The organism is Gilvibacter sp. CC01 (assembly GCF_055755295.1).
Genome location: NZ_CM146909.1, coordinates 780,909 through 804,997, shown reverse-complemented (window position 1 = coordinate 804,997; position 24,089 = coordinate 780,909). Strand labels below are relative to the sequence as shown.

25 protein-coding genes and 1 tRNA gene are annotated in these 24,089 nt (G+C 44.1%); 12 read left to right on the top strand and 14 right to left on the bottom strand.

Annotated features, from left to right (window positions below; genetic code table 11):
• Positions 1-335: 335 nt before the first annotated feature.
• Positions 336-827 carry a metallophosphoesterase family protein gene (locus tag AC0J2F_RS03815; RefSeq protein WP_473008866.1) on the bottom strand — a complete coding sequence of 164 codons (492 nt, stop codon included), beginning with the start codon at positions 825-827 and terminating at the stop codon, positions 336-338.
• 38 nt (positions 828-865) lie between these two features.
• Here AC0J2F_RS03815 and truA point away from each other — a divergent pair, with 38 nt between their 5' ends.
• Together truA and AC0J2F_RS03805 are read left to right on the top strand one after the other, a co-directional pair.
• Entirely contained in the window at positions 866-1,612 is a 747-nt protein-coding gene (gene truA / locus AC0J2F_RS03810; RefSeq protein ID WP_473008865.1) for a tRNA pseudouridine(38-40) synthase TruA, read from the top strand.
• On the top strand, positions 1,609-3,375 hold the full coding sequence (locus AC0J2F_RS03805; RefSeq protein ID WP_473008863.1) for an ABC transporter ATP-binding protein: 1,767 nt from the start codon (positions 1,609-1,611) through the stop codon (positions 3,373-3,375). The genes truA and AC0J2F_RS03805 overlap by 4 nt, the downstream gene beginning before the upstream one ends.
• 2 nt (positions 3,376-3,377) lie before the next feature.
• On the opposite strand, the gene AC0J2F_RS03800 is transcribed toward AC0J2F_RS03805, so the two are convergent.
• From AC0J2F_RS03800 to folP, 3 genes are read right to left on the bottom strand one after another with little or no spacing between them, the layout of a single operon-like run.
• Positions 3,378-4,178 carry a hypothetical protein gene (locus AC0J2F_RS03800; RefSeq protein WP_473008862.1) on the bottom strand — a complete coding sequence of 267 codons (801 nt, stop codon included), beginning with the start codon at positions 4,176-4,178 and terminating at the stop codon, positions 3,378-3,380.
• Positions 4,179-4,182: 4 nt separating this feature from the next.
• The gene (locus AC0J2F_RS03795) at positions 4,183-4,956 is read right to left on the bottom strand and encodes a diadenylate cyclase (protein ID WP_473008860.1); all 774 of its coding nucleotides are present in this window, start codon (positions 4,954-4,956) and stop codon (positions 4,183-4,185) included.
• Between the two features lie 56 nt (positions 4,957-5,012).
• A complete protein-coding gene (gene folP, locus AC0J2F_RS03790) occupies positions 5,013-5,861 on the bottom strand; it encodes a dihydropteroate synthase (protein WP_473008858.1) in 849 nt (282 codons plus the stop codon).
• 132 nt (positions 5,862-5,993) lie between these two features.
• On the opposite strand from folP, the gene AC0J2F_RS03785 reads away from it, so the two are divergent.
• The 7 genes from AC0J2F_RS03785 to AC0J2F_RS03755 all read left to right on the top strand — a co-directional run bounded on the left by AC0J2F_RS03785 (position 5,994) and on the right by AC0J2F_RS03755 (position 12,207).
• Positions 5,994-6,551, top strand: coding sequence for a DUF1599 domain-containing protein (locus AC0J2F_RS03785; RefSeq protein WP_473008857.1), 558 nt, complete (start codon positions 5,994-5,996; stop codon positions 6,549-6,551).
• An 18-nt stretch (positions 6,552-6,569) separates the two neighbouring features.
• Positions 6,570-8,291 (top strand): BT_3928 family protein, encoded by a 1,722-nt coding sequence (locus AC0J2F_RS03780; protein WP_473008855.1) that lies wholly within the window; start codon positions 6,570-6,572, stop codon positions 8,289-8,291.
• Positions 8,291-9,364 carry an ABC transporter permease gene (locus tag AC0J2F_RS03775; protein WP_473008853.1) on the top strand — a complete coding sequence of 358 codons (1,074 nt, stop codon included), beginning with the start codon at positions 8,291-8,293 and terminating at the stop codon, positions 9,362-9,364. The genes AC0J2F_RS03780 and AC0J2F_RS03775 overlap by 1 nt, the downstream gene beginning before the upstream one ends.
• A complete protein-coding gene (tpiA, locus tag AC0J2F_RS03770) occupies positions 9,361-10,116 on the top strand; it encodes a triose-phosphate isomerase (RefSeq protein ID WP_473008851.1) in 756 nt (251 codons plus the stop codon). The genes AC0J2F_RS03775 and tpiA overlap by 4 nt, the downstream gene beginning before the upstream one ends.
• Positions 10,116-10,946, top strand: a complete 831-nt coding sequence (gene prmA, locus AC0J2F_RS03765; protein WP_473008850.1) for a 50S ribosomal protein L11 methyltransferase — start codon at positions 10,116-10,118, stop codon at positions 10,944-10,946. The genes tpiA and prmA overlap by 1 nt, the downstream gene beginning before the upstream one ends.
• Before the next feature lie 9 nt (positions 10,947-10,955).
• Entirely contained in the window at positions 10,956-11,231 is a 276-nt protein-coding gene (locus AC0J2F_RS03760) for an ATP-dependent Clp protease adaptor ClpS (RefSeq protein ID WP_374957554.1), read from the top strand.
• Positions 11,232-11,388: 157 nt separating this feature from the next.
• Complete coding sequence (locus AC0J2F_RS03755) at positions 11,389-12,207, top strand: M57 family metalloprotease (protein WP_473008848.1); 819 nt, start codon at positions 11,389-11,391, stop codon at positions 12,205-12,207.
• Positions 12,208-12,293: 86 nt separating this feature from the next.
• On the opposite strand, the gene AC0J2F_RS03750 is transcribed toward AC0J2F_RS03755, so the two are convergent.
• From AC0J2F_RS03750 to AC0J2F_RS03730, 5 genes are all read right to left on the bottom strand, one after another.
• Positions 12,294-12,719, bottom strand: a complete 426-nt coding sequence (locus tag AC0J2F_RS03750; RefSeq protein WP_473008846.1) for a (4Fe-4S)-binding protein — start codon at positions 12,717-12,719, stop codon at positions 12,294-12,296.
• A gap of 113 nt (positions 12,720-12,832) precedes the next feature.
• A complete protein-coding gene (locus AC0J2F_RS03745; RefSeq protein WP_473009361.1) occupies positions 12,833-13,444 on the bottom strand; it encodes a mechanosensitive ion channel family protein in 612 nt (203 codons plus the stop codon).
• A gap of 46 nt (positions 13,445-13,490) precedes the next feature.
• Positions 13,491-13,997 carry a Dps family protein gene (locus tag AC0J2F_RS03740; protein WP_473008845.1) on the bottom strand — a complete coding sequence of 169 codons (507 nt, stop codon included), beginning with the start codon at positions 13,995-13,997 and terminating at the stop codon, positions 13,491-13,493.
• Positions 13,998-14,239: 242 nt separating this feature from the next.
• Entirely contained in the window at positions 14,240-15,295 is a 1,056-nt protein-coding gene (corA, locus tag AC0J2F_RS03735) for a magnesium/cobalt transporter CorA (RefSeq protein ID WP_473008843.1), read from the bottom strand.
• A 45-nt stretch (positions 15,296-15,340) separates the two neighbouring features.
• Positions 15,341-16,138: a DUF6090 family protein gene (locus AC0J2F_RS03730; protein ID WP_473008842.1), complete on the bottom strand. Its 798-nt coding sequence runs from the start codon at positions 16,136-16,138 to the stop codon at positions 15,341-15,343.
• A 68-nt stretch (positions 16,139-16,206) separates the two neighbouring features.
• On the opposite strand from AC0J2F_RS03730, the gene AC0J2F_RS03725 reads away from it, so the two are divergent.
• On the top strand, positions 16,207-17,169 hold the full coding sequence (locus tag AC0J2F_RS03725; protein WP_473008840.1) for a sugar phosphate isomerase family: 963 nt from the start codon (positions 16,207-16,209) through the stop codon (positions 17,167-17,169).
• Between the two features lie 935 nt (positions 17,170-18,104).
• Here the strand turns inward: AC0J2F_RS03725 and AC0J2F_RS03720 are convergent.
• A tRNA-Arg gene (locus AC0J2F_RS03720) sits at positions 18,105-18,178 on the bottom strand.
• Between the two features lie 75 nt (positions 18,179-18,253).
• Here AC0J2F_RS03720 and AC0J2F_RS03715 point away from each other — a divergent pair.
• Positions 18,254-18,766, top strand: coding sequence for an adenine phosphoribosyltransferase (locus AC0J2F_RS03715; RefSeq protein ID WP_473008838.1), 513 nt, complete (start codon positions 18,254-18,256; stop codon positions 18,764-18,766).
• Here the strand turns inward: AC0J2F_RS03715 and AC0J2F_RS03710 are convergent.
• From AC0J2F_RS03710 to AC0J2F_RS03700, 3 genes are read right to left on the bottom strand one after another with little or no spacing between them, the layout of a single operon-like run.
• The gene (locus AC0J2F_RS03710) at positions 18,763-18,912 is read right to left on the bottom strand and encodes an SsrA-binding protein (RefSeq protein WP_473008836.1); all 150 of its coding nucleotides are present in this window, start codon (positions 18,910-18,912) and stop codon (positions 18,763-18,765) included. The genes AC0J2F_RS03715 and AC0J2F_RS03710 overlap by 4 nt on opposite strands.
• Positions 18,913-18,967: 55 nt before the next feature.
• Positions 18,968-21,397 (bottom strand): M56 family metallopeptidase, encoded by a 2,430-nt coding sequence (locus AC0J2F_RS03705; protein ID WP_473008834.1) that lies wholly within the window; start codon positions 21,395-21,397, stop codon positions 18,968-18,970.
• Positions 21,397-21,759, bottom strand: a complete 363-nt coding sequence (locus AC0J2F_RS03700; RefSeq protein ID WP_473008833.1) for a BlaI/MecI/CopY family transcriptional regulator — start codon at positions 21,757-21,759, stop codon at positions 21,397-21,399. Before AC0J2F_RS03700 ends, AC0J2F_RS03705 begins: the two co-directional genes overlap by 1 nt.
• Positions 21,760-21,919: 160 nt before the next feature.
• Here AC0J2F_RS03700 and AC0J2F_RS03695 point away from each other — a divergent pair, with 160 nt between their 5' ends.
• Entirely contained in the window at positions 21,920-22,873 is a 954-nt protein-coding gene (locus tag AC0J2F_RS03695) for a calcium/sodium antiporter (RefSeq protein ID WP_473008831.1), read from the top strand.
• Positions 22,874-22,930: 57 nt separating this feature from the next.
• On the opposite strand, the gene AC0J2F_RS03690 is transcribed toward AC0J2F_RS03695, so the two are convergent.
• Complete coding sequence (locus tag AC0J2F_RS03690; protein ID WP_473008830.1) at positions 22,931-23,941, bottom strand: glutamine synthetase beta-grasp domain-containing protein; 1,011 nt, start codon at positions 23,939-23,941, stop codon at positions 22,931-22,933.
• Between the last annotated feature and the right edge of the window lie 148 nt (positions 23,942-24,089).

Below are 24,089 nucleotides of genomic sequence, written 5' to 3'. Positions count from 1 at the left end.
GAATATTTGGGCGCATGCCGCCCATGACGGCACCGGGCTTTCCGCGCTACACGGTAGCTAGCTTCAATCCCTTGCGCGGACTCATTGCCATCTTCTATAAATTGGCCTTAAAAAAGATTATTTTTCTTTTACTTTCTTTTTTGGCATTGCTCAAAAAAGAAACAAAAAACGCTAGCAACGCGCGCTCGTCCTTGAAAACCTAGCAACCCTCATCCATAGATGCATTGAAAGCTCTTGGTCCTGACGGCCCAAATCGTCCCAATGCATCTCTAGTCCAGCAGCTGCTTGCTGGTTTTGCTGCGGATTCGCACGAACGTTGCAAGCTAAATACAGGTTTACCTTTTCATCTCAATAACTTCTAGATTCTGGATCTTATCCCCATCAATCTCAAAGCGAAGCATAGTCCTTACTTTATGAAACCCATGCTTGCCTATGGCACCGGGATTCATGTGTAATAAGCCTGTTTTTTTATCGGGCATTACTTTAAGTATGTGAGAATGCCCGCAAATAAAAAGTTTGGGCGGATTGCGATAAATTTCTTCACGTACGCGTTGGTTGTAGCGCCCCGGGTAGCCCCCAATGTGGGTGATCCATACATCCACACCCTCACACATAAAACGATTGTTTTCTGGAAATTCGGCACGGGCCTCGGCATCGTCTATGTTTCCGTATACTGCGCGTAGGGGTTTTACAGCTTTGAGTTGGTCTGTAACTTTCAGATCGCCTATGTCTCCCGCATGCCATACCTCGTCCGCCCCAGAGGCATATTCCAAGATACGATCATCGATATAGGAGTGGGTATCAGAAAGCAGTAGGATTTTGGTCATGGGAAGCCTTATCTTTGCAGCTGTAAAAGTACGAGAACTTGCGGTATTTTTTAGAAATAGCATTTGACGGCACCGACTTTCACGGCTGGCAACGCCAACCCAAAGCCATCAGTGTTCAAGAAGCTTTAGAAGAAGCCTTGCGCCTGGTGTGTAAGATAGATACTGGGATAGTGGGCGCAGGACGAACCGATACCGGAGTGCATGCTGCCCAGATCATGGCACATGTAGATACCGATCTCTCTTTAGACGAACCGCAGTGGCAAGACAAGCTAAACAGTTTCTTGCCGCCGTCCATCAGCATAAAATCCATTAGAGCTGTACAAGACGATGCTCATGCGCGCTTTCACGCCACAGGCAGAACTTACAAGTATTACATCTGCCTCGGGAAAGATCCTTTTGGAGTGCGCTTTAGTCATATTTTGCACAGAAATCCAGATGTGGCTCTTATGAACCAGGCGGCCCAATTGCTACTAGGGATACAAGATTTTCAGTGTTTTTCGCGTTCCAATACCGATGTGAAGACCTATATCTGCAATTTAACAACGGCCCATTGGGAGCAAGAAGGCCATAAGCTTGTTTTTACCATTACTGCGGATCGTTTTTTGCGCAATATGGTGCGCGCGGTGGTGGGAACGCTCCTAGAGGTAGGCTACGGAAAAAGAAGTGTGGAATCCATTCCAGAGCTTATTGCATCAAAAAATAGGAGCGAGGCAGGGGCTTCAGCTCCGGCAAAAGGCTTATTTTTACACATGGTTAGCTATCCAGAAGCCCTCTACAGATCATGAGCGAAAAATCCGGAAAGGCATTCGATTTTAAATTATTCAAAAGACTCTTAGGGTATACCCAAGCCTATAAGGGTACTTTTTATTTTGTGGCCCTTTCTGTGATCATGATGTCTGTCTTGGGAGTGGCACGTCCGTATGTGCTCAAATTAGCCATGGACCAGGCCATTAGTGGCAAGAACGCAGAACTGCTACTCTTCTTTGTACTGCTTATGGCAGGAATGCTGCTTTTTGAGGTCTTGTTTCAGCTCTCCTTTATCTTTTACGCGAACTGGTTAGGGCAAAGTGTTATTAGAGATATCCGCGTTAAGCTGTTTGGGCATATGCTGCGCTTTAAAATGGCCTATTTTGACAAAAGTGCTGTGGGGCGTTTAACCACAAGAGCTGTAAACGATATTGAGACCATTTCTAGCATCTTCTCTCAGGGGCTCTTTATGATAATCAGTGATCTGCTAAAAATGGTTGCCGTATTGGGAGTGATGTTCTTTATGAGTTGGGAACTCTCTCTTATTATCTTACCTATTTTACCGGTCTTGGTCTATGCGACAAGGGTTTTCCAAAGAGCTATGAAATCTGCTTTTGAGGAAGTGCGCACCCAAGTGGCCAATCTAAACACCTTTGTGCAAGAACGCATTACCGGAATGAAGATTGTGCAGTTGTTTGCTAGAGAGGACACCGAATACAAGGCTTTTCACGCCATAAACGAAAAGCACAAAAAAGCTTGGATCCGCACGGTTTGGTATAACTCTATCTTCTTTCCAATAGCAGAGATCGCATCTTCTGTAGCAATTGGCTTAATTGCCTGGTATGGTGCTAGAGACATCATAGGCGGGGGTAATATTTCTGTTGGAGACATTACGGCCTTTATCATGTTGTCGCAAATGCTATTTAGACCGCTGCGTCAAATTGCAGACAAGTTCAACACATTACAGATGGGAATGGTTGCTGCGAATCGTGTTTTTGGAGTGCTAGATACCGAATCGCAAATTGCCAACCAGGGAACTCAAACTTGGGATGACGCCAAAGGTGGGATCACTTTCCAAGACGTTCGCTTTAGCTATGTGGAAGACGAAGAAGTACTCAAAGGTATCTCCTTTAAGGTAGCGCCCGGACAGACTGTGGCCATAGTGGGTGCAACAGGGGCCGGAAAGTCTACCATCATTAACTTGCTCTCGCGCTTGTATGAGCGCAATTCTGGAGTCATTGCCGTAGATGGTCACCCAATAGAAGAGTACCGTTTGGAATCGCTAAGAAAAGGTATCGCTATAGTCTTGCAAGACGTTTTCTTATTTGCGGATTCTATATTTAATAACATAACCCTGAACGATCCAAACATCTCTGAAGCCGAGGTTGTTGCCGCAGCTAAACAGATCGGGGTGCACGACTTTATAGAGAGCTTACCCAACGGCTATCACTACAATGTTAAGGAGCGTGGAAGTATGCTTTCTTCTGGGCAGCGCCAACTTTTGGCCTTTTTGAGAGCTTATGTGAGTCAGCCAGATATTCTCATCTTAGACGAAGCGACCTCCTCCATAGACACCTATTCCGAAGAGCTCATCCAAAAAGCCACAGAAAAACTTACCGAAGGGCGCACTTCACTAGTTATCGCCCACCGTTTGGCTACCGTTAAAAAGGCCGACACCATTATTGTAATGGATCAAGGAAAGATCGTGGAGCAAGGTTCGCATCAGGACTTATTGGCCATAGACGGAGGCTACTACAAAAACCTTTACGAGGTGCAGTTCATGGCAGAAGAGGCTGTCTAGCTTTATGCTCCAAATGCCGATCCGAAAGCGACCATAAAGAGAATTGTCGCAATAATTATAAAGATATAGAGACCTAGTCCCACCAAAATAAAGAGCAGGGATCGCCAGACTATACCCAAGAAACTAAGTTCAAGCACCCGCTTGTACACATAGGCACTGAACAAGAAGTTAAAGGCGATTATCCAATAACTCATTTTCATATAATTCGCTCCCAAAGCCAATAAGATCAAAACTGGGATTGTCATAGCAAGACTCATCCAAGATTGCGTATAGCCCACTATGACAATATGCTTTAAATAAGAATAGGCTTTTTGTCTTATAAAGGTGATCTTAGACAAAAGCGCATATATGGGGATCAGCAGAATGTAAAGGATGGCTTGGTATTCCATCCACCACATATTTTCTGTCGGGTCTTCTTGATTTAAGCTTTGTAAGAACGGATTGTCCTTAGAAGATTCGCCCATAGCGTCGATCATCCATTGCATGTCTAAGGACTCCGGGTAAAAATTACGCACCACAAAGATCATAAGCCCACTCGCGGTCAAGGCAACGGCAAGCCAGTTGGCCAAATTCATATGACGTTTCCGCACCCCGTCTATATAACCATCTATGACCGCTTTGGGTCTAATTACCATATCGCGAAAGGTTCTTACCAATAAGTTGCGATCTAAATTCAGGAACCGCTCCTCAAAATCTTGAGTGACGTATTTGAAAGTAAAGGGTTCTAAAATGACACGGGCACCACAGTGGTTACAGAATTGCGCACCGTGTTCTAGGGGTTCGTTGCAGTTTTTACAATTCATGAGCTTAGCTTAAATCGGTTCTGATGATTTCGCCGAGGGCTTCAAAATTGTCGTAAGCTATGAATTCCCCGTCTTTGATATAACTGATCTGCCCGTTCTCTTCTGAGACCACAAGGCACAAAGCGTCCGTTTTTTCTGTGATACCTATGGCGGCGCGATGCCTCAGGCCAAATCTTAAGGGGATGTTTCTGTCGTTGGATACCGGTAAGATCACGCGAGTAGCTGTAATGGTATTGCCTTCTACAACCATGGCGCCGTCGTGCAGCGGGCTGTTCTTAAAGAATATACTTTCTATAATTGGCTGATTTACCTCTGCATTCATACGGTCTCCTGTATTCTTGACAAAGTCCAGATTAGTATTGCGTTCTATCACTATTAAGGCTCCGGCATATTGGGCTCCCATTTTTTTACAGGCCGCTAATATATCTTGCACATTAGTACTTACCGAATCACCAGTGTTGTTGAGTTTGAATTGTTTAAAGAATTTCTTGCGGGCCTTAAAGTTGGTAGAGCCCACCATAAGCAAGAACTTGCGGATCTCCTGCTGAAAAACAACAATAAGAGCAAAAACTCCAGCTCCTAAGAATCCACCGAGGATTTTGCTAAAGAGTTCCATCTCTAGCAGTTCTGTGAACTTCCATACCGTATAGAGAATCACAATCCCTATGAATATGTTGATCGCAACCGTGCCTTTTACCAAGCGGTAGAGGTAAAACAGCAGCGCCGCCACCAAGACGATGTCTACAATATCAATAACACGGATGTCTAAGAGGTCCAACGCTTTTTAGCTTTGCTTGTAAATTTAACAAATTAATGCGAAGTCTAAAGCCGCTTTTATTGGCGAGATGCAGATAATGCTTTATGAAGTTTTATACATTCCACAGCCTCAGCCACATCGTGTACTCTCAAGATATTGGCGCCTCTGTCTAAGGCCCAAGCATTTAAGGCTGTTGTGCCATTTAAGGCATTTTGAGCTGTGGTGTCTAAGGTTCTATAGATCATTGATTTTCTAGAAACACCGGCGAGTATGGCGCAATTCAAGTCGTTCAATTCTTGCATCCGATCTAGCAGCTGGTAATTCTGCTCCACGGTTTTGGCAAAGCCAAACCCAGGATCAATGATAACATCATTGATCCCCAGCGCTCTAGCGCTGTGGAGCTGGGTAGCAAAATAATCTTTGATCTCTAAGATGAGGTTGTCATACTCGGTGAGCGACTTCATGGTCTGTGGCGTACCTCGCATATGCATCATAATGTAGGGCACTTGCAGCTCTGCAACAGTAGGTAACATCTGCGCATCCAAATGCCCACCGCTGATATCATTGATGATTGCCGCACCGGCTGCAACAGCTTGTCGAGCAACTTCGCTTCTAAAAGTATCTATGCTGATTAGCGCATCAGGAAATTCCTTTAAGATCGCTTCAATAACCGGAGTTACGCGTCCAGCTTCTTCTCCAACAGAAATATCCTCAGCTCCAGGTCTGGAGGAATAGCCGCCAACATCCAAGAATCTAGCGCCGACATGGAGCATTGCTTTGGCAGTTTGCACAGCTTTTTGAACCTCTAGATTGGCTCCGCCGTCATAAAAGGAATCTGGGGTCACATTGATGATTCCCATAACTTGCGGTTCTTCTAAGGATATCAATTGGCCTTTACAGTTTAAGGATTTCCAGTTTGGGATCATTATCTACGAGCAGGGATTTGCTCAAAATTAGGACTAATCGGTGAAATTCAAGGTCGAATTCTAAAAGATTCAAAAAAGGCGTGAACTTTTCAATAATTTAAGCGAAATTTACGCAAACAATCCGACGATTTTATGGCCCAAACAGCAATGCAATACGATGCGGTTATCGCCCAATGCAGAAGCTTGTTCATTAAGAAAATGAAAGATTACGGTAGCGCCTGGCGCATATTAAGACTGCCATCGCTGACCGATCAGATCTTTATCAAAGCCCAACGCATACGCAGCTTGCAGCAAAACGAGCAGCGCAAGGTCGACGAGGGTGAAGCGCCAGAATTCATCGGGATCATCAATTACTGTGTGATGGCTTTGGTTCAGCTGGAATTAGGGGTGGTAGAACAACCCGATCTCAACCTGGATCAGGCCGTGAGTCAATACGACGAGAAGATCGCTATCACCAAGCAATTGATGCTTGACAAGAACCACGATTATGGTGAAGCTTGGCGCGACATGCGCGTGAGCTCGCTTACGGATCTTATCCTTCAGAAACTACTTCGCGTAAAGCAGATAGAGGACAATCAAGGTAAGACCTTGGTCTCAGAAGGAATAGACGCGAATTATCAGGACATGATCAATTATGCGGTCTTTGCACTCATTCATATGGGGCATGCAGAAACAACCACTCAAGTTTAATTCAATTCCCTTTTTAGTTTGAAGTATTTAGTAGGATTTTCTAGAATATTTGTCGGTATACTTTTTTTGATCAGTGGCTTTATTAAGCTCAACGACCCTGTAGGGTTCTCCTTTAAGCTCAAAGAGTATTTCGCTGCTGAGGTGCTCAACTTAGAGTTCTTGATTCCATTTGCTCTTTTGATCGCCGTAGTGGTTGTGATCTACGAAGTACTGCTTGGAGTGATGATTATTTTAGGTTATGCGCGCAAGTTCACGGTTTGGAGTTTGCTGCTGATGATCATTTTCTTCACTTTCTTGACCTTCTATTCCGCAGTAACTGGTAAGGTAACCGATTGTGGTTGCTTTGGAGATGCTATGAAGCTTACTCCTTGGGAGAGCTTTTATAAAGACTTGGTCTTGTTAGTGCTTATTCTGATTCTGTTCATTGGGCAAAAACACATTCAACCCTTCTTTGGTAAACAAGTGCGCAGGGCAGTGGTCTTGTTGTCTTTTGTAGCCTCCATGGTTTTTTGCTATCACGTGCTTATGCATTTGCCAGCCATCGATTTTAGACCTTACAAAATAGGAGCCAATATTCAAGAGGGTATGAGTGTTCCTGCGGATGCACCAAAGGCCATTTACGAGTATACTTGGAAATTCGATGTGAATGGCCAAGAGAAAGAAATCAAGACCTTTGGAGACTATCCAGATACAGATGGGGAACTCATTGGTTACGAAACCAATTTGGTTCAAGAAGGTTACGAACCGCCTATACACGATTTTACCATAGAGCGCAATGGCGAAGATCAGGCTGCTGCCTTATTGGAAGAACCTAACCTGATCGTAGTGGTGGCCTATTCGCTTTCCAATACAGAATTGGAAGGTTACGACAACATTAGAGCAATAACCAATCAAGCTATTAAAAAGGGCTATGAGGTTATTGGAATGTCTGCTTCTAGTAAGGAGGAGACCGAGGCTTTAAAGGAAAAATACGAGCTGAATTTTGATTTTTATTTCTGCGATGAGACTACCCTTAAAACCATAGTTCGCTCTAACCCTGGAGTATTAGAGCTTCAAAAAGGAACCATCATGCAGAAACTGCACTGGAATGATGCGCTCGAATTACAGCTCAACGAATTAGAAGGAGCCATGCCCGATCTAGACTTTGCCTTGAAGCGTCGTTTGGACAGTATTGCAGTTCTAGATCAGCGCTATCGCAAATTAATCATGGCTAGTTCAGATGAAGAGCGTAAAGCTATTGGAGAAGCCATGGGGCTATCACCAGAAGAGCACAACGGTGATCTTTGGGGTAAGCAAATGGCCATAGATAAAAGTAATTTACTCTTTGTAGAGCGTATTTTAAATAAGCAAGGATACCCAGGGAAAAGCGTTGTTGGCGAGCCTACAAATACTGCTGCATGGTATGTGATACAACACAATCCGGAGAAGATCCCAGATTATTTGGATATGATGAAAGCGGCGGCCACAAAAGACGAGCTGCCTTTCCGTTTGGTCGCCATGATGGAAGATCGTTATTTGATGAACGAGAACAAGTTGCAAGAATACGGAACCCAAGGTATGTCTTATAGCGATGCGCGCGGAGATTTCATTTGGCCCATACGCGATCCGGAAACCGTTAATGAAAGACGCAAAGCTGCTGGCTTTACACAAACTATTGAGGAATATGCTGCAGACCTCTTTGGAGAAGATTTTCAGTATAAGATTTTGACTCTAGCGGACGTACAACAAGAAGAGCAATAGTGGTAGGATACGTATTGGGCAAACTCGGTTATGGACTACTCACGCTATTTGGCGTGGTCACCGTGATCTTTTTGCTCTTTACCCTCTTGCCAGACCCGGCGCAAATGATGCTAGGTCAGAACGAAAGTGCCGAACAATTGGCTATCGTTAAGAAGAAGTACGGTTTTGACAAGCCTATTGGCACACAGTACCTTTACTATCTGAATGATCTTTCACCGCTTTCCTTTCATTCTACCCAAGCGGACAATTACACTTATTTAAGCCCAGGCAAGTACTCCGCCACCGAACTCTTTACTGTAGGGGAAACCCAAGTGGTCGTAAAAGCCCCCTATTTAAGAGAGAGCTTTCAAAAGACAGGCAAGCCCGTAACTCAAGTTATAGGCGAAACTTTACCCAACACTGTGGTTTTAGCCGTTTCGGCGATAAGTTTGGCCATGCTTTTAGGTGGTGTCTTAGGCGTGGTTTCGGCCTGGTACAAAGACCAGTGGGTCGATAAGTTGATTCAGATCATAAGTACTTTAGGCATGAGTTTGCCTTCTTTTTTTAGTGCGATCATCTTTGCTTGGCTCTTTGGATTTTTATGGCACGAGATCACTGGTTTGAACATGACCGGTAGTCTTTATGAAGTAGATGACTTTGGCGAAGGCATAAGCATCCAGTGGAAGAATTTGATCTTACCGGCAATAGTCTTGGGCATACGCCCTTTGGCTGTGGTGACCCAATTGATGCGCAACAGCCTCTTGGAGGTCTTGCAACAAGAATATATCAGAACTGCCAAAGCAAAGGGGATGAGCACCCTGCGTTTGCTCTGGCGTCATGCACTAAAGAATGCGCTGAACCCGGTGATTACCGCCGTATCTGGTTGGTTTGCATCTATGCTGGCAGGAGCGGTCTTTGTGGAGTTCATTTTTGGATGGAATGGTTTGGGAAAAGAGATCGTAGATGCGCTGAATACCTTAGATTTGCCAATAATAATGGGAGCTGTCTTGGTGATAGCTCTCCTCTTTATAATAATTAATATCATGGTCGATGTGATCTACGGATGGCTCGACCCAAAAATACGACTGGAATGAGAAGACCTTTAGTTGCCGGAAACTGGAAAATGAATTGTGACAAGCAGGAGTCTGTGGCCTTGATCGCCGCCTTGAAGAACGAACAACTCAAAGATGGAGTGGAAGTAATGGTAGCTCCAACTTTTGTGAATCTAGCTGCTGCCGTGGACCAGACCGCTGGTTCTAAGATAAGTGTGGCTGCTCAGAACATGCATCAACAAGCGAGTGGCGCCTATACCGGAGAGATCTCCGGAGCTATGTTAAAAAGCGTGGGTGTAGATACCGTTATATTAGGTCACAGTGAACGCCGTGCCTATTTTGGGGAAGACGAGGCCTTATTGGCAGAAAAAGTAAAAGCCGCTTTAGCTGTTGGCTTACAAGTTATTTTTTGCTTCGGAGAGGTGATAGAAGATCGCCGTGCCGGTAAACATTTTGATGTGGTCGCTGACCAATTAAAAGGAGCGCTCTACGATCTTGAGGAGTCTGCCTATGAGCAGATCGTGCTGGCTTATGAGCCTGTGTGGGCCATTGGAACAGGAGAGACTGCAACACCAGAGCAAGCTCAGGAAATGCATGCTTACATCCGCAGTAATATGGCTGCTCGTTACAACGATAATTTGGCGCAAAATGTGACCATTCTTTACGGAGGTAGCGTGAAGCCTAACAATGCTGCAGAGATCTTTGGGCAGCCCGATGTAGACGGTGGTCTAATCGGAGGGGCCTCTTTAAAGGCCGATAGCTTTACCGCTATAGTCAATGCTTTCCCGGTATAATGATCTACATCGAGTACATTTTTACCCTAGATCGGGTAAGTCCTTTCACCGAGATCCTTATTGCCGAACTCGGGGGAGTTGGATTCGAGAGTTTTGTAGAAACTGAAGATGGGGTCAAGGCCTATATTCAAAAGGAAGATTGGCATCCGCAGTTACTAGAAGACATCTTTATCTTGAATTCTGAGGAAGTTCAGATAAGCTTTACCCAAGCGGAAATTCAGCAACAAAACTGGAATGCCACCTGGGAGCAGAATTTTAATCCCATTGTTGTTGACGATCGCTGCACGGTAAAAGCACCTTTCCATACAGACACTCCAGAAACCGACTATACTATTATCATAGAACCCAAGATGTCCTTTGGCACCGGGCATCATGCTACCACACATATGATCCTGAGTTTTCTCTTAGAAGATGAGGTTGTAGGGCAAGCCGTGCTAGATATGGGCTGTGGGACTTCTGTTCTCGCCATAATGGCTGCCATGCGCGGAGCCTCATATGTGGAGGCCATCGATATAGATATGTGGTGTTACGAAAACTCCTTGGAGAATATTGATCGCAACGGCCAGCCTCATATTGTTGTAAAACAAGGAGATGCCAGTATTTTGGGAGATCAGCAATTCGATACCATTATAGCGAACATCAACAGAAATATATTGCTGGCAGACCTGCAAACCTATGTTGAGGTGTTGAAGCCAGGGGGGACCATCTACCTGAGTGGGTATCTAGAAGCCGATCGTGAAATTTTAGAAGCAGCTTGTACCAAACTGGGGGGAACTCCCGTTAAATATAAAAGCCGCGACGGTTGGATTGCGGCCAAATTTGTATTTTAGGCCCTGATAATGAGTGGACAAGAGAAATATCAAGAAGAATTAGATGTAGATGTACTCGAGCAGCGCGAGAACGAGATCATCTTGTACAACGACGACGTGAACACCTTTGATCACGTGATTTCTTGTTTAATTGCCACCTGTGACCACACACCAGAACAGGCAGAACAGTGTTCCTTAATTGTGCATTACAAAGGAAAGTGTACCGTGAAGACCGGACCCTACGAAGACCTCAAGCCCAGATGCACAAAATTGCTCAATGCAGGCCTCAGTGCCGAAATTGTGTAAGGCTTTTATGGCTGAACCACAAACTTTTAGCCACTCCCTTTTTTACTAACATTAGTTAGCCTCTCTTTTCGTAACTTCAAGGAAATCATTCAATTTTCACTAATCATTAATTGCGATTTCTATGAAAAACGTACTTAGAAAAAGTGCTCTCCTACTTATGGCAGCACTTGTATTTTCTGCTTGTTCAGAAGATGCAGAAACCGAAGCCCAAATTGAAGAAGCCAACCTGGTAAAACCAGTACCTCAAAAGGTAGTGGAGCAGGTTCAAGATTTGGGATTGAACCACAATTTTATTCGTTACGATGAATTCTTCTTCCCAGACGGAAGCAGTGAGGAGCGTCTCTTCATTGAAGAAGACATTGTAATGACCGAGAAACAATTAGAGGAAATGGCTGCTAGCTTAGATGCGGACCCACTGGCAAAGCAGTACCGTACTTCTAATTTGGTACAGCAAGGCCGAAACATCACTATTATCGGTTATACCGGTGGCGGAGGTTATGGTCTATCTAGCCGTGCCAGAACTGCCTTGCAATGGGCCGTTAACAATTACAACCGCTTGAGTGGAGTTTCTATTAGCTTCACCCTGACCTTTGGAACCAACTACGGTGACAAGGACATGGTGGTTTACAACAACCCTACTCAGTCTGGAGCTGGTGGAAGCGCTGGTTTCCCGAGTTCAGGGCTGCCTTACAAGTGGGTTCAGATCTACGGACTTGATGTGTATTCAACCAATGTGAACGAGCACGTGATCACACATGAGATTGGTCACTCCGTTGGTTTTAGACACACCGACTACTTTAGCAGACAAAGTTGTGGGCAAAACGTAAATGAAGGATCAGCTGGTGTAGGTGCAATTCATGTTGCAGGTACACCTACCGGTTATGATTCTACTTCTGTGATGTTGGCTTGTTTTAGCTCTACCGAAGATGGAGAGTTTAACGGTAATGATATTACCGCCTTGCGTAATATGTACTAAGGAATAATACTAACCATCACTACTATTTTTTCCTTAACAAAGAAAACCACCCCTCGGGGTGGTTTTCGCTTTTTATGCATATAAGACTAACCTCTAAAGTCGGCCTCCACATGAGCCCCATCGCAATAGGGTTTGTTCTGCGATTGACCACAGCGACAAAAGGCCGTGGTTCTGTTTTTGGTTTCGGTAGCTCCTGCGGCATCCGTAACTTTTAAGGTTCCGTAAACTAATAGCGGACCGTTTTCCAATACTTCCACTTTGGTTTCCATACTTTGTGCTTCCGGAGCTGCTTCGCCTTCCATCTTATAGCTTAAGGCCCCAGACGGACAAGCGTCTATCTGTTCTTTTAATGCAGCGGCGGAAGCGTTTTCCGGCTGTATCCACGGACGTTTCTCCGGATCGTAAACTTCGGGTAGACGACTCACACATTCCTTGGCGTGAATACAGAGTTTGGGTTTCCAGATCACAGTGATCTCTGCGTTGGAATATTCTTTGCGAACTTCGTTACTCATGGCTTTAATTTTTCAATAAGTTACAAAGTTCTGTTTAAGCGTTGGCAAGAATCAGCCTATAAACCCAAAAGCTAAAATGGATCGTCAATTCGACGATCCATTTTATTTAGTTGTTAAACTAGCTTTTCACTCAGACTCCAAACGCCACTCGAAGCCATTTCATTGGCGTATTTTTGAAAGTCTTTGGCCGGGCGTCCGATGATCTTTTCTATGTCGTTGGTAATTATGGAATTGTCTGGGTTTCCAATAACCTCCATGATCTTACGGTTGGGCAATACTATTATGTTATTGTCTGCCTCGCGCATCACAAAGTAATTGAGATTAATGTCGGTTACTTCGCCTGCGTAGCCGTTGGACTCTATCCAATCGCCTATGCTAATATTCTTTCTAAAGGATAACACGATACCTGAGATTAGGTTAGAGAGTGTTCCTTGTAGCGCCAAACCAATTACCAATCCAGAAACACCGGCGGCCGATAGCATGGCTGTTAGGGCTTGCCCTAAATTCAGGGAAACCAAGGCGAGGATCAATCCTCCGAGTACCACCACGGTTGATGCGGTACGTGCAATGAGTTGCGTAACACTGGTTTGATTGATTCGCTTGTGGATCAGTTTTAATACTGCGCGGTAAACCAATTTGGATGCCAGAAAAGATACTATCAGTACTGCTAGGGCTACTCCTAGATTGGGAAGATTATCTACAAAGGTCTCCCACCAGCCGGACAGTTTATCGGTTACTTGATTTGCTGATACTTATTCTTGAAATGCCATCTTATGCCTCCTCGATTAGACTCGTAGCCAAGGTCTCCTCGTTACGTTTAGACCAAGTGTTGAGCATCCAACTTACTTTCTCCATGTCTCTTATGTAGGCCCCTAGCATGTCTAAGGTTCCTTCATCTTTCGCATTTTCTGCGTGTAACATGACAGTACGCATTTGGGCTAGTAGCATTCTATGGTCATTCAAGATACTGATCACCATTTCGCGATCGGTCTTAATGCTTTCTGATTCTTCTAATTTGGAAATTCTTAAGTAATCACTGTATTTACTTACTGGGTGATAACGCAAGGTCAAGATACGCTCTGCGATCTCATCAATGCGGATTCGCGCTTGCCCGTATAGTTCTTCGAACTTGTCGTGCAGGTCGAAAAAATTCTTTCCGAGAATATTCCAATGATAGTTTCTTAATTTTTGGTAGTAGATGTGGTATTCTGCCAGTAGGGTGTTGAGTTCGATCACAACAGGCAACAATTTCTCATCATTCATGTTTAAATAATTCATGCTGAAATTTTAGAGTTAATAAAAGATTGCAGTGTGGATGAGGGGTGCAGAAAGCACCAAAGAAAGCTCATCAGTTTAAGATAAATAAGTACCGGAGCGGCACTGCTTTTGTAAATGGTACACTCTTAATATAAGCCTGAGCGGAAGTTTGTCAAGGCCTTTATCGGCCTTTAACTATTTTTCTAGTTATATGTTCTAAAAAACGTTAAATGAGCCCATTAGCTGTTAAAATCCTTTAACAATTATAGCCAGTGTTTACGTCTAAAGAAGAATATCAGAATTATACTAATAACAAACATCACCCAAAGCAATATAAAATAGCCATACTTGTAGTTGAGTTCTGGAATGTTGGTAAAATTCATGCCGTAGATCCCAGCCAAAAAGGTCAGCGGGATAAAAATGGTCGATACTATGGTCAGCACCTGCATCACCTTATTCATCTTAAAGCTCAGTTCTGAGATATAGAGGTCCTGCAGTCCGTTCAGCAGGTCGCGGTTGGAGTCTAGGTTATCTATAACGTGAACAGTGTGTTCGTAAAGGTCGCGAACAAAGATAGGTGTGGTGTCTACAATGAGTTTGTGTTCGGACTTTGAGAATTGCGAGGTCGCCTCTCGTAAAGGGATCACTTTTTTTCTGATGCGTAGCAGTTCTTTTTTCAGCTGATGGATCTCGCTTTTGATCTCAGTGGTCGGATCTTCTGTCAGCTCGTCTTCCAGTCGATTGATCACTTCTTCAAACCCTTCAATAACCACATAATAGTGGTCAACTACTACATCCATCAGGGCAAAAGCCAAATAATCGGCACCTCTACTGCGGATCCGGCCGCTACTTTTTTCTAGACGCTCACGCACGGGTTCGAACAGGTCACTTTCTGTCTCTTGAAAACTGATAACGGCCCCTTCGGTCACATAAATGGCCAAATGTTCATTGTTTACAGTTTTGGTCTCTGCATCAAATCGCAAGGCCTTTAAGGTGATAAAAAAGCCGTTCTCGTACTCCTCGAATTTTGGACGTTGGTGAATATCTACTGTGTTTTCAAGGGTAAGCGGATGCATCCCAAAATTGGCTCCTAAGGTTGCAATAAGCTCTGTGTCGTGCATACCGCGCACATCGAACCAATCTACTTTCTTGTTGTCTAGTCGGGCAATTTGGTGTTCGGTATGGCTGTCAAATTCACCCTGTACCAGCTCCTCTGAATTATAGGACAACTTATGGATAATAACCTTATCTAGTTTTTTGTTTCCTGTAAAGACAAGGGTGCCTGGGGCTAAACCAATCTTTTTACGTGACTTACTCATGGACCTTGAAGTTTCTTGCTATTAAATGTACTAAAAGAATAGTCCTTAATCTTCTAATTCTACCGCCAAGGTCTTGAGAATATTATCAATTTCTTTTTTAAGCGGCAAGTAATGTTCTAGCTGAGTCCCGCGACTGGTGAGTGCGAAAAGCAACATCCGGCTTTCAAAACTATTGTTGTTGAGCAGATCTTCAAAGGCCGATTCTTTTTCAGAAGGGGCCAACTTGAGCTCATTGATACTTATGCCGGTCTCATCCAATAAGGATCTCATATTGTATTTATCAGACAATAAGATCTCCATGGCTTTTTCGCGTTGCTTGGCGAGTTCCTCCTCTTGACTTTTTACGTCGTCCAAGGTCGCTATCCAAACAGTGAGGCGCTGCCTCAGATAAGTAGAGGAGATGCTTTTTAGATTCCCGGTATTGAGCAATTCATCCAGTACCGCATTGTTAGGATTGTAGTGAATGTCATACGAAAAAGTGGTGACCATCAATTTGGCAAACTCATTCTCTTCTACATGCTCTTTCCCAATAAGCCCTATAAGCTTTAGGGAGTTGTCGTAGTTGTTCTGATTGGCTGCAATTAGGTTATTTAGCTTCCGCTGATTGATCTCAAAATCGTTCAAAAGGGCTTTTAAGTAGGTTTGCTCCAGCTCATTTTGTTTGTTCTGTTCAACACGACTGTTTATGCCCAGTGCTATCAAAATACCAATTACTACCAAGAGAATTTCTCCAATGGCGTATAAGGTATATTGTTTCAGTTTGCCAGTTTTGATGTGTTCTAAGCGGAATTTGCGAAAAATCTTGGCCATGCCGTTGCGATAGTTTTCACTAAGGTAATTCATTTATTTTTTTGATACCTTTATTAGACTACATCCGCAAGGATAAACCTAACAACGCAAAACCTAAAAGTATGGCCAAATTAGACTTTGCAAACACCGTAAAGGGTTCTTTGCTAGAAGGATTTTACCCCACAGGTTGGGACTATCAGAAGATCGATCAATGCTGTGATCTGGGTTTAGAGGGAGTGACTAAGCGCGCTGCATTCTGGCACGATGAGTTCGCTCCAGAACCTGTAGACAGCTTGCAAAAAATGGAGCAGCGCATGGGTGAGGAGATTGCTCAGATAATCATGGATACCCGTGCCAACAACCAACAGTTGGCGATCATCCTACCCGTTGGACCCATGGGAATGTATAAGTATGTGGTAGATATGCTTACAAGGAATCAGGTATCTGCAGACCATATGACCACCTTTAATATGGACGAATGGTCGGACCGCGATGGCAACACCATGCCACCCGATCAGGACGGAGGCTTTGAAAAGGCCATGAATGAAGCCTTATTCGAACCGCTAGGTAACTTAACAGTACCTAAGGCGCAACGCAACTTTGCGACCAAGGAGAATTTGCCCACTTATGCCAAAAAGATCCAAGCCATCAAGGAATCTGGAGGCAAATTGGTTACTGTTTACGGTATTGGTCGTGCCTGTCATATCGCTTTTTGGGAGCCTCAAATTGGCGATGAATACGACAACGACACCGACTGGAGATCGCAAACCCACAGAATAGGGCAGGCCTTGCATCCGCTTACTGTAGAACAGAATTCGCTACACAGCTTTGCCAGTCGTTTTACCCTTATTCCTTGTTGGGCGAACACGGTTGGTCCTGGTTTGTTCTTAGAGAGCGATTATTGCATCGGTGGTGCAGATGGTATTTATCCCACGCGTGGAGCTTGCTGGCAAGGAATGAGCCTATGTGTAACCTTGCAATACGGACCGTCTCGTTGGGTAACTTCCAGCTGGATGCCCACCATTCCCGGCAGGCTTATCTTTATGAAGGAGTTGGCTGGGCCGCTTAGACCGGAGGCGCATTAGATTGAGACTTATTTTTTGGGCGCCTCCTGTAGTAGCACAAGTTCACTACAGGACCGCGCTTTCGCTACTCGCTTTTGCTTTGCAAAGAGCTTAGACATGCCGCTCAATCGTTCCCCCTGCGTAGCTTGCAGCGTTGCAGGGGCTGGTGCGGGGTTTGATGGAGGCACCCGCGAAAGCGGAGGGCCTAAATAGCAGGATTCTTTGCTGCGCAAAGTTCCTGACAAAGCTCCGTAGTCTGAATGGAAAGCTCAAAACCTTATCGAACGAAGTTTTGAAAAAAACCAAAGGTCTGGTAGACCTTTGAGTGAGATAGCCGCGTGAGCGGAATGCAGGATTGTTTCGCTATGCTCAACATCCTGACAAAGCTCTCTTTTGCAAATAAGAAACTTTATCGAACGAAGTTTTGAAAAAACCAAAGTTCTGGTAGACCTTTGAGTGAGATAGCCGCGAAAGCGGAAAGCAGAAATCAGGATTACTCGCTCTGCGGCCTCCATAGCCTTTGGCGATTGAGACTCGCTCGTGATTCTTTGCGCTCTCTTTTGCAAATAAGAAACCTTATCGAACGAAGTTTTGAAAAAAACCAAAGGTCTGGTAGACCTTTGAGTGAGATAGCCGCGTGAGCGGAATGCAGGATTGTTTCGCTATGCTCAACATCCTGACAAAGCTCTCTTTTGCAAATAAGAAACCTTATCGAACGAAGTTTTGAAAAAAAACCAAAGGTCTGGTAGACCTTTGAGTGAGATAGCCGCGTGAGCGGAATGCAGGATTGTTTCGCTATGCTCAACATCCTGACAAAGCTCTCTTTTGCAAATAAGAAACCAGCCGCAACTAGCGTTGCGCCTTTGGTTTTTCCGTTCACTCACAAACTCAAGCAAGCTTGGTTTGCTTGTAAACGAAAAAACCACACTCGTTTGAGTGTGGTTTCTTGCTTGTTGTGACCTCGGCAGGATTCAAACCTGCAACCTCTTGAGCCGTAATCAAGTGCACTATTCAGTTATGCTACGAGGCCGTTGTTTACCTTTTTAGGCGGGTGCAAATATATTTCTTTTTAAATTTACGACAAAGCCAATTATTTAAAAAATTAATGGATCTCAATCAGTTTATTCGCATCGTGCCAGACTTCCCTAAACCCGGAATCAGTTTTAAAGACATAACTCCTTTATTGTTAGATCCTCAGGCGAGAGAGTATTTTCTGCGGCAACTGGTCGCTCCTTTGAAAGATTTACAGGCTACCAAAGTGGTCGGGGTGGAGTCTCGTGGGTTTTTCTTTGGAATGGCCATTGCGCAAGAGCTCGATTTGGGTTTTATCCCTGTAAGAAAGCCTGGAAAGTTACCCTATAAGACGGCTTCTCAGACTTACGATCTGGAATACGGTACAGATACCTTAGAGATCCACAGCGATGCCATTGCTCCTGGAGACCGAGTGATCATGCACGACGACGTCTTAGCAACTGGAGGTACCGCGGCTGCAGCCTGTACTTTAATAGAAGCATTAGGTGGAGAAGTAGTGGCGTGCAGTTTTTTAATGGAGCTCAGCTTTCTGGGTGGCGCAGCTAAACTCCAAGGCCGAAAGTCGCACGCTGTGCTGCGCTATTAATCTAAGGCCTTTTTGCTTACCCAAGCTCTGTATCCTATAAGTGCTAATTGCCATTTTTTGGCTTTGGCCAGGTCCAAGCCTTTTTTGGTCATACTAGGTAGGATAACTTTGTTAATCTTGGCCAGGGTTTTGTAGAAATTCGCCATGGTGTAAATATAAAAAAAGCCCCGAACTCAGGGCTTTTCTAGATTGGCAAATACGCTAGTATTCCAAATGAATATCGTCTATGCCGTCTTCTTTGCCAGAAACTTGGGTAGACGATCTGCTGCCTTCGTTGTTGTCTATAGTGATCTTGATCCCGGTGATCTCGCCTGCAGCGTTGCGCTTTACACGTTTGAAGCTAAAGCTAACGCCTTCAGCAGCTAGTTCTTTCTTTATCTGGGCCAGGTCGGCATCGGTTGTGTATTTGGTTATATACACATCAGATACAACACTACCGGCAACAGTGGCTGTTCTTGCGCGGTTGGCGGAGCGCGCGTACCCTCTAGCTCGCGCATTACTTCTTCTAGTGTTGGCTATAGCGCGTTGCTCTGTAGCGATCGCTCTTTCTTTGGCGCGTAAGGCAGCGATCTCTGCCTTCATCTCGGCTTTTTGCGTATCGGTCATATCGGCCATTTCTGCTTTTTTAGCTTCTTGTAAAAGACGCATTTCATCTCTTTTGGCTGCCATTTCCGCCTTCCGGGCTTCCAGCTGATCGGTTCTGGCAAGTCTACGAGCGTCTGTAGCCTGTTTGCGCGCCTCCGAGGCGGCTCTACGGGCAACAGAGCGGGCATTGGCTACTTGCCCTCCGGAGTAACTCTGCATACTGCCATCCGCTCCAAAGACCAAAATAATATCATCAATGGCTTTGTCGTCGTTATTTATGGCGTAATGACCACTACTACCTTCGTGACTGTAACGCAGTTCTATACTGCTAATCAGATCTTCTGCATTGTATTTGATATCCTCTACAACCAATTCAATACCGTGGTTTTGTTGCAGGTAAGCGATCTTCTCGTCGAGTTCTGCTTTACTCATACTCGCAGATATCTTTACTTTTACGTCATTGGTATATCCAGTAACAGTGGTTTGGCTTGTGGGAGCATCGTCTAAAAAGCGAGCCTTGCCATGCACGACCATAACCCCATCTTGTCCTGTCTTGCCGTATTGCGCTAATCCTTCTTCTGGGCTAAGAGATTCAATGTGACCCGAAGTCACAATTTTTTTCCCAGTAGGCAGGTCATCCGTTGTCCATGGCTTTTCATTAATTATATAAAGGAAATCAGGATTGCTAATTGGTATTGTCTGATCCTTTTTAGTTTGTGCAGTGGCCTGGACTGGCTTCTGGTCTGTTTTATTTGATGCATTCGGCACTGCGGATTTCAACTCTTGCATTTCAGCCTCGATTTCTGGATCAAAAATGGACAGGCCTTCTTCATTGATCACTACATAATCTTGACGATCTGGATCTGGGTGTTCTATCAAGATCTCAGGCCCCTCTTTAAGGCTAATCAGACGTGCTACAACGGCTTCATCTATACGCTCGTCAATAAACTTGCCGCCGCCACTATTGCTAAGTGGAAAGTTCACCTCCAGTTGGTAAGCGGTCAAGGTATTGTCAATCCACTTTTCATTACTGAACTCAATGGTTACCTCCGGGTGATTGTTGGCAAAATAAGCTTCAACCCCTTCAATGTCGGCTTGAGTTGAGAATTTGTCAATTAGAAAGGACGGAGTTGCTGTTGTAGCTTCTGCAGCTTCTTCATTTTCTAGATAAGCAACTTCTGTATTCACATTGAAGCTGTACATAAATCCAACCAGCAAGGGCAGGATTAATAAAAGGCGCCACTTTTTGATCTTGCGGCTTTGGTTTGCATTTAACATAACTATTCGATTTTTGATGAATGATTGATAAAAGGAATTGCTTAACGCCAAGTGCTGTGCTCCAGTAGAAGCCTTGACCAGGGCTAGCTGATAAGCGGTTTTAGAAGGAATTTCTCTAACTGTTTGCTGATCAGCTATATATTCCAAATTTTGTATGATCGATTTTTTATACCACCAAGCCACCGGATTCAACCAATGGATTATGGTCAGTGCGTTGCTGAGCAAAACGTCTAGCGAATGCCAACCTTTGGCGTGAGCACGTTCGTGTTCTAAGATCATTGCTAACTCCTCGTAGGCGTGTAAATTTGGGTTGTAGACCAAATACTTAAAAAAGCTAAAAGGTTCCAAATGCTGTGTGGTCTCGATATAATAGAAGCCATTCTTTTTGGTGTAGTTGCCTTTTTTAAGCACCTTGAATAAACTCCAACTTTGGTAGCCGAATCGGATCAGTCCAACCAGACAACCCAAAATATAAAGACCAACTGCCAACAATACCCAGTCAAATGGTGCAGAGTAAGTTGTGGTTTCTAGGGTTTCTATTGGTAAGGCAGTGCCAATTAATTCAAGTGCTGGTTCGGTCTGATGAGCCGGTATATAGACGGTCTGGGTAATTTCTACCAAAGGCAAGAGAAGTGCTGCCAGTATACCAGAGAGCAAATATTGTCTGTTGGCGATAAACCAGGTATGTCTTCGTAGGGCAAACCAATAGACCAAATAGAACAGGCCTAAAATACTCGCCGATCGGATCAGATAGTAAAACAGTTCCATTAGTCTTCTTTTTTATTTTCTATAATGGCGAGGATCTCTTTGAGTTCTTTGGCGCTGATCTTTTCTTGTTTTGCAAAGAAGCTGACCATATTCTTGTAGCTGCTGTCAAAATAACGCTCGCTGGCCAAACTCATAAAGGTGTCGGTGTAAGCTTCCTTACTTACTAAGGGAAAATATTGATGAGTCTTACCAAAGGCCTCGTGTCCGATAAAGCCTTTTTCTTCCAGATTACGTACTATGGTCGATACTGTATTGTAATGGTTATTGTGGTCGAGCTCGGCCAAGATCTCCTTGACAAAAGCCTTTTTAAGTTCCCACAACGCTTGCATGATCGCTTCTTCTTTATTGGTAAGTCTTTCCATAATACGACACTTGATTTGATATATTCAAAGCTATAACTATTTTTATAGTTATACAACTACAATTATAGTTAATTATTGTTTAAAGCTCTAAAAATTCCCTGTTTGTGGACATTGTTCGTCCCTTAATATTGTAGTATCTTCGCTTCAATCTATTGCGTCTATGTTTTTAAATGCATTGTTTATCCTATTAGGGTTTACGCTGTTGGTGGTGGGTGGTGAGTACTTAGTACGCTCTTCTGTTGCCCTTTCCTTTAAACTCAAGCTTTCCAAAATGGTCATCGGGCTCACTGTAGTGAGTTTTGCAACTTCTGCACCCGAACTCTTGGTGAGTCTTCAAGCAGCTTTAGATGGTCATTCTGATATCGCCTTGGGCAATGTGATAGGATCCAATATTGCGAACATAGCACTGGTGCTCGGGGTGACTGCTGTGATCATGCCCTTGGCGATAGACAAGGATTTTTATAAATTCAATTGGCCGGTAATGATGTTGCTCAGTGGAGCGCTCTATTTGTTCTTGCTCAACGATAAGGTCATTTCCTTTTACGAGGGCCTAGTGCTGGTAATAGCCTTGTTGGCTTATCTTTATCTTCTTATCCGTCGAGCGCGCCTGAGAGCTAAGAGCGAAGGAGAGCAAAGCGTCAATGGAGCCTTAGCAAAAACCTCCGGAGCCAAAATAATCATCTGGCTAATCATTGGTGGTATTGCCCTTTGGGGAGGGAGTGAGTTGTTGGTCAAAGGGGCAGTGAATATAGCCGAAAGTGTAGGTATAAGCGAACGTGTAATTGCTGTCACCATGATCGCTATTGGGACTTCTGTGCCAGAATTGGCAGCCTCGGTTATCGCAGCACTCAAGAAAGAAAAAGCCATCTCCTTGGGGAACCTTATTGGCTCAAATATCTTCAATATAGCCTCTGTGCTGGGTTTAACTGCTCTAATTCAGCCTATTACCTTAAACGACCCCAAGGTGCTTACTGCAGACATATTCTGGATGCTCGCCTTTGCATTTATCCTTATCCCGCTGGCCTTTATTCCCAAACGATTTACCCTTGGCCGCTACAAAGGATTGCTGTTGGTTATTGGCTATGCAGTCTTTATCGCAATGGCCTTTATATAAAAAAAAGCACCTGTATAAACAGGCGCTTTCTTTAACGTATATGTACTAATCTTAGGATTAGATATTTGCAGACTTGACAGTTTTGATAATTCTTCCTGCGATCTTGTACGGATCTCCGTTAGATGCCGGACGTCGATCTTCTAGCCATCCTTTCCATCCTTTCTCTACAGTAATAATAGGAATACGGATAGAAGCACCACGGTCAGAAATACCGTAGCTAAAGTCTTTAATAGATGCAGTTTCGTGCAATCCTGTCAAACGCTGATCGTTGAATTCACCGTAAACTTCGATGTGTTCTTTAGTTACTGGTCGGAAAGCTTCACAGATCTTCTCATATACCTCTTGCGATCCGCAAGTACGTAGTGTATTATTAGAGAAGTTTGCGTGCATACCAGATCCGTTCCAGTCACCTTTTACAGGTTTTGGGTGGTATTCAATATAGTAGTCGTATTGTTCTGTAAGACGATCTAATAGGTAACGAGCTACCCAGATCTCATCTCCAGCTTTCTTTGCTCCTTTAGCGAACAATTGGAATTCCCACTGTCCGGAAGCAACCTCTTGGTTGATCCCTTCAAAGTTCAATCCAGCGTCGATACACAAGTTTGCGTGCTCTTCAACGAAATCACGTCCGTGAGTGTTCTTTCCACCTACGGAGCAGTAATACATTCCTTGAGGTCCAGGGTATCCACCAATTGGGAAACCTAGTGGAAGCTGGGTGTGCTTGTCCATAATGAAGTACTCCTGCTCAAATCCAAACCAGAAGTCGTTATCGTCATCATCAATGGTGGCACGTGCGTTGGACTCGTGTGGAGTTCCATCAGCATTCAATACCTCTGTCATAACCAAGTACCCATCTCTACGTGCAGGGTCTGGATAAATAGCTACGGGTTTTAACAAACAGTCAGACGAGTTACCCTCCGCTTGCTTGGTAGAAGAGCCGTCAAAAGACCAGATAGGACAATCTTCCAATTTTCCACTGAAATCATCAACCACTTTGGTCTTGCTTCGCATGTTTTGGGTGGGGTAGTAACCGTCCAACCAAATGTACTCTAGTTTAGATTTACTCATAATATATACTTCAATATTAAATGAACGCTGCAAAAGTAATATTCTTTAATGAACCACTAAAGAAATAGGGGGTAAGTTTTCAACAAATTCAAATATTTTGTTGACACCCCCATAAAAATAGGGGGTCAAATTTTAGAATCTTTAATTT

Bases quoted from the DNA above. Each gene is read 5' to 3' on its own strand.
- AC0J2F_RS03815 (WP_473008866.1), bottom strand. From the start codon at position 827: ATGACCAAAATCCTACTGCTTTCTGATACCCACTCCTATATCGATGAT.
- AC0J2F_RS03805 (WP_473008863.1), top strand. From the start codon at position 1,609: ATGAGCGAAAAATCCGGAAAGGCATTCGATTTTAAATTATTCAAAAGA.
- AC0J2F_RS03800 (WP_473008862.1), bottom strand. From the start codon at position 4,178: ATGAATTGTAAAAACTGCAACGAACCCCTAGAACACGGTGCGCAATTC.
- folP (WP_473008858.1), bottom strand. From the start codon at position 5,861: ATGATCCCAAACTGGAAATCCTTAAACTGTAAAGGCCAATTGATATCC.
- AC0J2F_RS03785 (WP_473008857.1), top strand. From the start codon at position 5,994: ATGGCCCAAACAGCAATGCAATACGATGCGGTTATCGCCCAATGCAGA.
- tpiA (WP_473008851.1), top strand. From the start codon at position 9,361: ATGAGAAGACCTTTAGTTGCCGGAAACTGGAAAATGAATTGTGACAAG.
- prmA (WP_473008850.1), top strand. From the start codon at position 10,116: ATGATCTACATCGAGTACATTTTTACCCTAGATCGGGTAAGTCCTTTC.
- AC0J2F_RS03760 (WP_374957554.1), top strand. From the start codon at position 10,956: ATGAGTGGACAAGAGAAATATCAAGAAGAATTAGATGTAGATGTACTC.
- AC0J2F_RS03755 (WP_473008848.1), top strand. From the start codon at position 11,389: ATGGCAGCACTTGTATTTTCTGCTTGTTCAGAAGATGCAGAAACCGAA.
- AC0J2F_RS03750 (WP_473008846.1), bottom strand. From the start codon at position 12,719: ATGAGTAACGAAGTTCGCAAAGAATATTCCAACGCAGAGATCACTGTG.
- AC0J2F_RS03740 (WP_473008845.1), bottom strand. From the start codon at position 13,997: ATGAATTATTTAAACATGAATGATGAGAAATTGTTGCCTGTTGTGATC.
- corA (WP_473008843.1), bottom strand. From the start codon at position 15,295: ATGAGTAAGTCACGTAAAAAGATTGGTTTAGCCCCAGGCACCCTTGTC.
- AC0J2F_RS03730 (WP_473008842.1), bottom strand. From the start codon at position 16,138: ATGAATTACCTTAGTGAAAACTATCGCAACGGCATGGCCAAGATTTTT.
- AC0J2F_RS03725 (WP_473008840.1), top strand. From the start codon at position 16,207: ATGGCCAAATTAGACTTTGCAAACACCGTAAAGGGTTCTTTGCTAGAA.
- AC0J2F_RS03715 (WP_473008838.1), top strand. From the start codon at position 18,254: ATGGATCTCAATCAGTTTATTCGCATCGTGCCAGACTTCCCTAAACCC.
- AC0J2F_RS03710 (WP_473008836.1), bottom strand. From the start codon at position 18,912: ATGGCGAATTTCTACAAAACCCTGGCCAAGATTAACAAAGTTATCCTA.
- AC0J2F_RS03705 (WP_473008834.1), bottom strand. From the start codon at position 21,397: ATGGAACTGTTTTACTATCTGATCCGATCGGCGAGTATTTTAGGCCTG.
- AC0J2F_RS03700 (WP_473008833.1), bottom strand. From the start codon at position 21,759: ATGGAAAGACTTACCAATAAAGAAGAAGCGATCATGCAAGCGTTGTGG.
- AC0J2F_RS03695 (WP_473008831.1), top strand. From the start codon at position 21,920: ATGTTTTTAAATGCATTGTTTATCCTATTAGGGTTTACGCTGTTGGTG.
- AC0J2F_RS03690 (WP_473008830.1), bottom strand. From the start codon at position 23,941: ATGAGTAAATCTAAACTAGAGTACATTTGGTTGGACGGTTACTACCCC.